Origin of the sequence: uncultured Hyphomicrobium sp., from assembly GCF_902826555.1 — a bacterium.
In the GTDB taxonomy this organism is placed as follows: Bacteria; Pseudomonadota; Alphaproteobacteria; order Rhizobiales; family Hyphomicrobiaceae; genus Hyphomicrobium_C.
On the sequence record NZ_CADEFI010000009.1, the window covers coordinates 86,185 to 94,145 of the forward strand.

Below are 7,961 nucleotides of genomic sequence, written 5' to 3' on the forward strand. Positions count from 1 at the left end.
AGCGGCCATCGACCGCGCTGAAAACAGTCCCAGGCTATATAGTCTAGAATAATTCTAATAAAAGCGGATTTGCCGAGGTAGCAATCGGTAAGGGCCGGAAATCAGGCGCATGCGGCGCCGACAGCAGTCTTGACGGCGCCATACGGCTCAGCATGAGTGGCGGCGAAAAATTGATATCGGATGGACCGAATAATGCGCTTCCCTCGTCTTGCCGTTGCCGCCGCCGTGACGGCTTTGACTTTTTTCGCGCAGCAGGCCTCGGTGACGGCCGGTGGCATCGAGTTCGGCCCCACCAGCGACAAGTCCAAACCACGGAAAAAGCAGGCGCCTCCGGCCGCCGCACCGGCGCCATCCCCCCAGACACCACCCGGCGGGCAGGCCGCTCCTGCGGCCGAGGCGGCGACCCCGCCCGCGGCCGCGACGCCCGCTGTTGTTCAGGCCGCCCCCGCGGCTCAAGCCCCCGCGCCCCAAGCCACTGCCCCGGGCCGCGTCTCGACAAAAGGTCTTCCGCCGCCGCCGGCGCCACGCAATTGCAAGACGACATGGGCCTTCGACACCTGGATGCGTGATTTCCGCCGCGAGGCCGCAGCCGAAGGCATCAGCCAGCGCACCATCTCGCTCGCGCTCGACGGCATGACGCCCGACCAGGGCGTGATCTCCCGCGATCGCCGCCAGGGCTTCTTCGCCCAGAGCTTCCTGGATTTCTCGGCCAAGCTCGCCACCCCCAACCGCGTCACCAACGGCCGCGCCCAGATCGAGAAAAACCGCGAGGCTTTTGACCGCGCGATCAAGCAGTTCGGCGTCCATCCCGCTGTCATCACGGGCTTTTGGGCGCTCGAAAGCGATTTCGGCGCCGGCATGGGCAAGCTCCCGATCATGCGCTCCCTGGTCACCCTCGCCTATGACTGCCGTCGCGGTCCCATGTTCCGCGACGAGCTGAAGGCGGCGCTGCAGATCATCGATCGCGGCGACATGACCCCCGACACCATGATTGGCTCTTGGGCCGGCGAAATTGGCCAGACACAGTTCCTGCCGACCCGCTACCTCGAGCACGCCATCGACTACGACGGCGACGGCCGGCCCAACCTCTTCTCGAATGCCACCGACATCATTGGCACCACCGCCAACTATATGTCTCATCTCGGCTGGCGCCCCAACGAGCCGTGGCTCCAGGAGGTTCGCGTTCCTGCCGAGATGCCCTGGGACCAGTCGGATCTCACCATCAAGCATCCCCGCTCGCAATGGTCCGCCTGGGGCGTGACGCAGGCGGATGGCTCACCGCTCGAAAACGACGCGCTTCCAGCCTCCCTGCTTCTACCGATGGGCCGCTTCGGGCCGGCATTCCTGGCCCTTCCCAATTTCGACGTCTATCTGCAGTGGAACCAGTCGCTGAACTACGCCACCACCGCAGCCTACCTCGCGACTCGCATCGACGGGGCCCCGTCCATGCGCCGCGGCCGGGAAGGCATTCCTGTGTTGACCATCGACGAAGCCAAGGAGCTGCAGCGCCAGCTTACGGCGCGGGGATTCGATGTCGGCGAGATCGACGGCCTGATCGGTCTCAAGAGCCGCCAGGCCATCAAAGCCATGCAGATCAAGTACAAACTGCCGGCCGACTCCTATCCGACACCGGAACTGCTGGCAGCGCTGCGCGGCAGCTGAATCCGCCTCTCCCGCTTTACCAATCGCCCGCCAAACCCTATCAATCAGGGGCGAAGTGTTCATCATGGCCTTCGTTGGTTGCAGCGCGGGGGCGCCAGCCGACGGCCGTGTGACCATCGAGTCCGCGCGGATGCTTGCGCGGCTATAAGCATTTTCCGGCCGTGGGGACCGTCGTAGACTGCGACGGAGCGAGAAGGGGGAAGTGCCGTGCAACGTTCGATCGTGACGGGCATCGAAGAGCGCTTGGCCGAGGTTGACGCCGTCGCCGACCGCCATATGCGCTCGGCGGGCGAGCTGGAAGCGATGCTGCGCTCTCTGTATCAGCTCCTCTACGACACGGACCTCGGAAGCGCCGATCGCCGCGAGGTCGCCGCCGCGGCACCTCAACTGCTGCAACGCCTTTTCATATCCCGCCTGCGGCTGCGCGATCGCATCGCCGGTTGGCAGGCGCAACATGTGTTCTCACGCCCCGCACAGAGCGCCTTGCGGGACGTGTTCCGCATCGCCCGCTACGGCACCGACATGCTCGGCGAAATCGCAAACGGAAATGCGCGCTTTGCACCCGGCGAAAAAAGTAAGCGGGGCTTCACCGGCAAAGACTGGAACACGCTCGTTCACCCGGCCTTCGACACCAGCAAGGACATCCCATTTCGCTCCGGCGACGTCCTCTTGATGCGCGGCAGCGCCCACAACAGCGCCGCCATCGCGCGTATCGGCGATGTGGATACCCAGTTCAGCCACATCGCCATCATCTACGTGGACCCGGAAGGCAAGCATTGGGTCGTCGAGGCGCTGATCGAGGACGGCTCCGTCATCAACTCGCTCGACCACGTGCTCGATCACGGACTGGGACGCGCGGTCCTCTACCGTTTTCGGGACAACGAGATCGCAGCGCGCGCCGCGAAGCTCGCCTACGATCGCGTTCTCGCGACCAGGACGGGGACTGCACCACACATTCCCTACGATTTTTCGATGCGGCTCAAGGGACGGCGCAAGCTCTTCTGCGCCAAGCTCGTCGCCCAGGCCTATGCCGACGCAAGCAACGGCGAAATCCAGCTGCCCGCCTACAAGACGCATCTCGACCAGCGCAACAACAAGGCGTTCCTGAAAGCCATCGGCGTGCGCGCCAAAGAAACCTTTGCCCCCGGCGACATCGATCTCGACCCGCGCTTCGATCTCGTTGCCGAGTGGCAGGACTACCGGGCGACGCCGCTGCTGCGTCGCCAGGATATGATCATGACCAAGTTCTTCGAATGGATGGAGACCAAGGGCTACGTCTTCCACGAGGACTTCATCATCAAGCTGATCTCCGTCTTTGGGCGGCTGTCGAGCCACCTGTCGGACCGGGCCAAGAACCTGCTGTCGAGCGTTGTGCCGAAGGTCCCGAGCAACATGAAGCGCTCGTGCATCGCCACCATCGCCATGCTGCACAAATCTGCCGAGGAGGTCATGCCGTCGCTTTCAGCACTCGACGACGATCACGTGCGCATGACCGGCTTCCCGCTGCACCCCCGCGAAATGTTCGTTCACCTGGAGCGCTTGCGCGAAGTATCTGACGGACGCATCGGCTATCTGCGCGGCAAAGCCTGAGCGTTGGAGAACGGCCGCATCGCCACCCTCAGGCAAACGTAGAGGAAGAAGTAGAGCAACTCCCAGCTCGCCAGTACCGCAAGCTTTGCGCCGAGGTTGCCGTAGGAATCGTTCCAGACCGCATCGAGCAGAAGCAGAGCGAGCGCAGGGAAGAAGACGGCGAATGGCGCACGCCCGGCACCGCGCCAGCCGCCACCGAGTGCGGACCAGGCCACGATGTGCGCCAGCACGAACGTGAAAACGACACTCAGCGAGCACATGGCACGCTTCCTCCGCCGGACCCGATGTCCGCGGGCAGACGGTAGCAAACCCCGGTCAACCCGGATTTTAAGGCTTGCGTAAAATTCGATCGATCGCCCGCCCTGGCGCACTTTTTCAGCCAACACCCGCTTGGGCTGCGCCGAGCGGCACGCGCTGTTCAGCTTTTGTTAGGTTTTGGCGGCGGCATGGCGTCGAAGTGCGGCACGCTTTCGGTGGTGATATCCCAACGCGGCCGGCGCTTGGTGTAGAACACGAACTGCGGCTCGTACCAGTTGCTGTCGTCGAACGCGCCAACCGCGAACGTGATCATCCCCGGCCGCGCCTTGCTCGTAAGAAACAACCGCGCGCCGCATGTCGGACAGAAATGCCGCGTCAGGACGTTGCCGCTGTCGGACGGGCTGGCGAAGCTCGTCGTGACCCCGGAGACCTCGACGTCCTGCTCGAGAAACGTCGCATTCGAAGCGTGCCCCGTACCGGTGGCCCGCTGGCAGTCCACGCAATGGCATTGCGCCATGCGCAGCGGCTTGCCCGAAACTTTGAAACGCACGGCACCACACAGACAGCCACCGCTCGCGTTCACCTCGCCTGCCATCCACGACTTCCTTGCTGCGTAAGCCTCAGTGCAGTTTGACGTGCGGCTCCGTGCGGCGCGTCAGAAGCCGCGAGATCGTATCCAACGTCACCTTCCAATACCCGTGCAGCGCCGTCTCGTGCATCTTGTAGAGCGAGCGGTACATGAGCTTGGCGACGAAACCTTCGATGATCATCTTGCGACCGGTCACGAAGCCCATCAGGCTACCGACGGTGGAGTAATGGCCGAGCGACACCAGCGATCCGAAATCGCGGTACTTGAACGGCTTGAGCGGTTCGCCCCGCAGCCGGGCTCGGAACTGCTTCACGAGATGTGAGGCTTCCTGGTGCGCGGCCTGCGCACGCGGAGGAATGGCCTGCGTTTCCCCAGGCGGCACAAGGTAGGCGCAATCGCCGAACGCGAACACGTCGGGATCGCGCGTCGTCTCCAGCGTCGGCTTGACGACCAGCTGATTGGACCGGCTGACCTCGAGGCCATCGAGCTTCGCCAGCACGTCCGGCCCCTTGACGCCGGCCGCCCACACCACGAGTTCGGAGCCGATGAAGTCGCCGCTTGCGAGCTTCACGCCACCCGCCGTCACCTCGGTCACGCGCGCGCTGGTCCGGATATCGACGTTGAGTTTGCGCAGGATCTCCGTCGTCGCCTCCGAGATGCGGGGAGGCAACGCCGGCACGATGCGATCCGCCGCCTCGATCAGCGTGATCTTGATGTCCTTCTCCGGGTCGATCTTGTCGAGCCCGAACGCAACCACGCCACGCGCCGTCCCGTGCAGCTCCGCGGAAAGCTCCGTCCCCGTCGCGCCCGCGCCGATGATGGCCACGTGCAACTGCTCCGACCGGATCGGGCCGGATTGAGTGTTCGCCCGCACGCACGCGTTGAGAAGCCGCCGGTTGAAGCGCTCGGCCTGCTCGGGCGTATCGAGCATCAGCGCGTGCTCTTTGACGCCGGGCACGCCGAAATCGTTGGATACGCTGCCGATGGCGACGACGAGCGTGTCGTAGGGAAGCCAGCGGTCCGGCGTAATCTCGCGACCGTCTTCATCGACGGTGTGCGCCAGGTGCACGAGTTTCTTGGCGCGATCCAGGCCGATCATCTCGCCGTAGCGAAACTTCACGCCATGCCAGTGAGCATGCGCCTGATACTCGACCTCATGGCGGTCGGCCTCCATGCTGCCGGCAGCGATCTCATGCAGCAGCGGCTTCCAGATGTGGGTGCGCGACCGGTCGACGAGCGTGATGGCAGCCTGCCGCTTTCGAAACCAGGTGTCCCGCCCGAGCTTGTCGCCGAGCCGCGTCGCAAGCTCGAGACCGCCCGCGCCGCCCCCAACCACGACGATGTGGTGCAGGTCTGGCTTTGGCAGAATAAGGGGCTCCGCACCTTCGGCAGTCGATGTCACGTCCGCACCCATCTCGTTTCTCCCGCACGTTGGGTCAGTGCGCAGTCTCTTACCAAATATTCCTCGAGCGCGGCGACAGAATATCGATAGCTGCGATGCATCGCGCGCCGGTCTCCCAAAGCACCCCGGACACGTTCCAGGGCCCCGGGCGGCACGGCAACGCCACCCAAGGCAAAAACACCGATAGACGCCTTTGCATTAGCTGCGGATTTCGCCGCCGGTTGCTTTTTTCACGTCGGCGACGATCTTCTGCGAGATCGCTTCGATGTCCTTGTCGGTCAGCGTCTCGGAGGCGGGTTGCAGCGTAACCTCGATACCGACCGACTTCTTGCCCTCGGCCGCCAACGCCCCACCCTCGAACACGTCGAACACCGACACCGCCGAGATGAGAGCCTTGTCGGCACCGAGTGCCGCCCGCACCACATCACCCGCGGCAACGCCCCGGTCCAGAACGAACGCAAAATCGCGTCTGACGGGAAGCAGGTCGGACTGGGCGAGCGCCGCCTTGGCGCGGCTCTTCCGCTTCTCGGGCGGCAGTGCATCGAGGAACACCTCGAAACCGACCACCGGACCCGCCACATCGAGCGCCACCAGAGTCCTCGGGTGCAGCTCGCCGAAATAAGCGAGCACGGTTTTCGGCCCGAGCCTGAGGGTGCCCGAGCGGCCGGGGTGGTACCACGCCGGCGCATCGCGCGTGATCTGCGCCTTGGACGCATCGATGCCAAGCGCGGCGAGCACGGCCACCGCATCCGCCTTGGCGTCGAACACCGTGACCTCTTGCGCCTTGCCGTCCCAATGACGGCCGCCGCCCGAAGCGCCCGCCGTCCCGGCGCGAACACCGGCAGCCGAAAGATACTGGTCCTGAGGACGCTCGCCGCGATAGGCCTGCCCCAGCTCGAACAGTGCCACATCGGCAAAGCCGCGGTTCCGGTTTCGCTCGATCGCCGTCACGAGCCCGGGCAGGAGGCTCGGCCGCATGACGGCGAGATCCACCGAGATCGGGTTCTGAAGCTCGACCAATGCGCCGGTACCGAACAGCTCCGCCTGCGGCTTCGGCAGAAACGACCACGTCACCGCTTCGACGAGACCGCGCGCAGCAAGCAGATGCCGCGCTTTACGCGCGCGCTTCTGCGTCTCGGTCAGCACCGGGCGCGAGACTCCGCTCGTTCGCGGCAGGGCTGTCGCAGGAATACGGTCGATGCCCGCGATCCGCACCACCTCCTCGACCAGATCCGCCGGTCCATGGATATCGGGTCGCCATGAGGGGGGCGTCACCTCGACGACATCGCCCTCGCCCACCAGCACGCAACCCAGCGCTTCCAGGATGGTCTTGATCTCCTGCGCGGGCAGCGCCAGTCCGGAAAGCTTCTCCACGCGCCCGAGTTCGAGCACGATCGCGTTGCGCGTGTCCGGCACTTGACCGGCCACGGTCGCTTTCGAAGGTTTGCCGCCGCAGATCTTGAGGATCATCTGCGTCGCGAGATCGAGCCCCGGCATGACGCTCTCGGGATCGACGCCGCGCTCGAAACGGTAGCGCGCTTCCGTGACAAGACCTGCTTTGCGTCCCGTTGCTGCCGTGCGCAAGGGATCGAAATAGGCACTCTCGACGAGCACGTTGGTCGTCGCCTCGGTGGAGCCCGAGGCTTCGCCGCCGATGATGCCGCCGAGGCCCAGCGGGCCGCTGTCGTCGGCGATCACGCACATCGTCTCGTCGACGGAATACTCCTTGCCGTCGAGCGCCAGAAATTTCTCGCCCGACTTGCCGAGGCGCACCGTGACCGCGCCCTTGAGCTTGTCGGCGTCGTAGACGTGCAACGGACGGCCGCGATCCTGGCTGATGTAGTTCGTGACATCGACCAGCGCATTGATCGGCCGCAGCCCGACAGCCTTGAGCCGCGTCTGCAGCCACTCCGGTGACGGCCCGTTCGCAACGCCTTTGATCAGCCGCCCCGCGAACGCTGGGCACGCGTCCTCCGTCCCCTTGGCGAACGCAAGCTTGATGGCGATCGGATTGTCATAGCCGCCCTCGACGCCGGCGATGGCCTTCTCGGGCTTGAGCGTGCCGAGCCCTGCTGCGGCGAGATCGCGTGCGATGCCCCGCACGCCCGTGCAATCCGGCCGGTTCGGCGTCAGCTTCACCTCGAACACGGGATCATTGAGCCCCGCGATATCGATGTAGCGTGCCCCCACCTGCTCGGCCATTTCGGGCGCAAGCTCGATGATGCCTTGGCTCTCGTCGGAGAGCTCCAGCTCCGCCGCCGAGCACATCATGCCGTTCGAGACCACGCCGCGCACGGGCTTCTTCTCGAGCGTAATCTTCGAGCCCGGAATGTAGGTGCCGAGCGGCGCGAACACGCTGACGAGGCCTACGCGCGCATTGGGGGCTCCGCACACGACCTCGAGCAAGGGTTTCCCCTTCTCGACCTCGACCATCACCACTTGCAGCTTGTCGGCATTCGG

Annotated in this window: 6 protein-coding genes; 2 read left to right on the top strand and 4 right to left on the bottom strand. The window is 64.9% G+C overall.

The window, feature by feature from the left end; genetic code table 11:
- Positions 1-192: 192 nt before the first annotated feature.
- Both QZV93_RS06490 and QZV93_RS06495 read left to right on the top strand, forming a co-directional pair.
- Positions 193-1,662, top strand: coding sequence for a lytic murein transglycosylase (locus QZV93_RS06490; RefSeq protein ID WP_295556958.1), 1,470 nt, complete (start codon positions 193-195; stop codon positions 1,660-1,662).
- A gap of 207 nt (positions 1,663-1,869) precedes the next feature.
- The gene (locus QZV93_RS06495) at positions 1,870-3,252 is read left to right on the top strand and encodes a YiiX/YebB-like N1pC/P60 family cysteine hydrolase (RefSeq protein WP_295556960.1); all 1,383 of its coding nucleotides are present in this window, start codon (positions 1,870-1,872) and stop codon (positions 3,250-3,252) included.
- On the opposite strand, the gene QZV93_RS06500 is transcribed toward QZV93_RS06495, so the two are convergent.
- The 4 genes from QZV93_RS06500 to pheT form a co-directional block, all read right to left on the bottom strand.
- Positions 3,231-3,512 (bottom strand): hypothetical protein, encoded by a 282-nt coding sequence (locus QZV93_RS06500; RefSeq protein WP_295556962.1) that lies wholly within the window; start codon positions 3,510-3,512, stop codon positions 3,231-3,233. The genes QZV93_RS06495 and QZV93_RS06500 overlap by 22 nt on opposite strands.
- Positions 3,513-3,670: 158 nt before the next feature.
- Positions 3,671-4,105 (bottom strand): GFA family protein, encoded by a 435-nt coding sequence (locus QZV93_RS06505; RefSeq protein ID WP_295556964.1) that lies wholly within the window; start codon positions 4,103-4,105, stop codon positions 3,671-3,673.
- Positions 4,106-4,130: 25 nt separating this feature from the next.
- Entirely contained in the window at positions 4,131-5,513 is a 1,383-nt protein-coding gene (locus tag QZV93_RS06510; protein WP_295556965.1) for an NAD(P)/FAD-dependent oxidoreductase, read from the bottom strand.
- A gap of 186 nt (positions 5,514-5,699) precedes the next feature.
- A partial coding sequence (gene pheT, locus QZV93_RS06515) for a phenylalanine--tRNA ligase subunit beta (protein WP_295556966.1) occupies positions 5,700-7,961 on the bottom strand: 2,262 nt, incomplete at its 5' end.

Excerpts from the sequence above, each read along its gene's own strand:
- QZV93_RS06505 (WP_295556964.1), bottom strand. The coding sequence starts at position 4,105 with ATGGCAGGCGAGGTGAACGCGAGCGGTGGCTGTCTGTGTGGTGCCGTG.
- QZV93_RS06510 (WP_295556965.1), bottom strand. The coding sequence starts at position 5,513 with ATGGGTGCGGACGTGACATCGACTGCCGAAGGTGCGGAGCCCCTTATT.
- QZV93_RS06500 (WP_295556962.1), bottom strand. The coding sequence starts at position 3,512 with ATGTGCTCGCTGAGTGTCGTTTTCACGTTCGTGCTGGCGCACATCGTG.
- QZV93_RS06490 (WP_295556958.1), top strand. The coding sequence starts at position 193 with ATGCGCTTCCCTCGTCTTGCCGTTGCCGCCGCCGTGACGGCTTTGACT.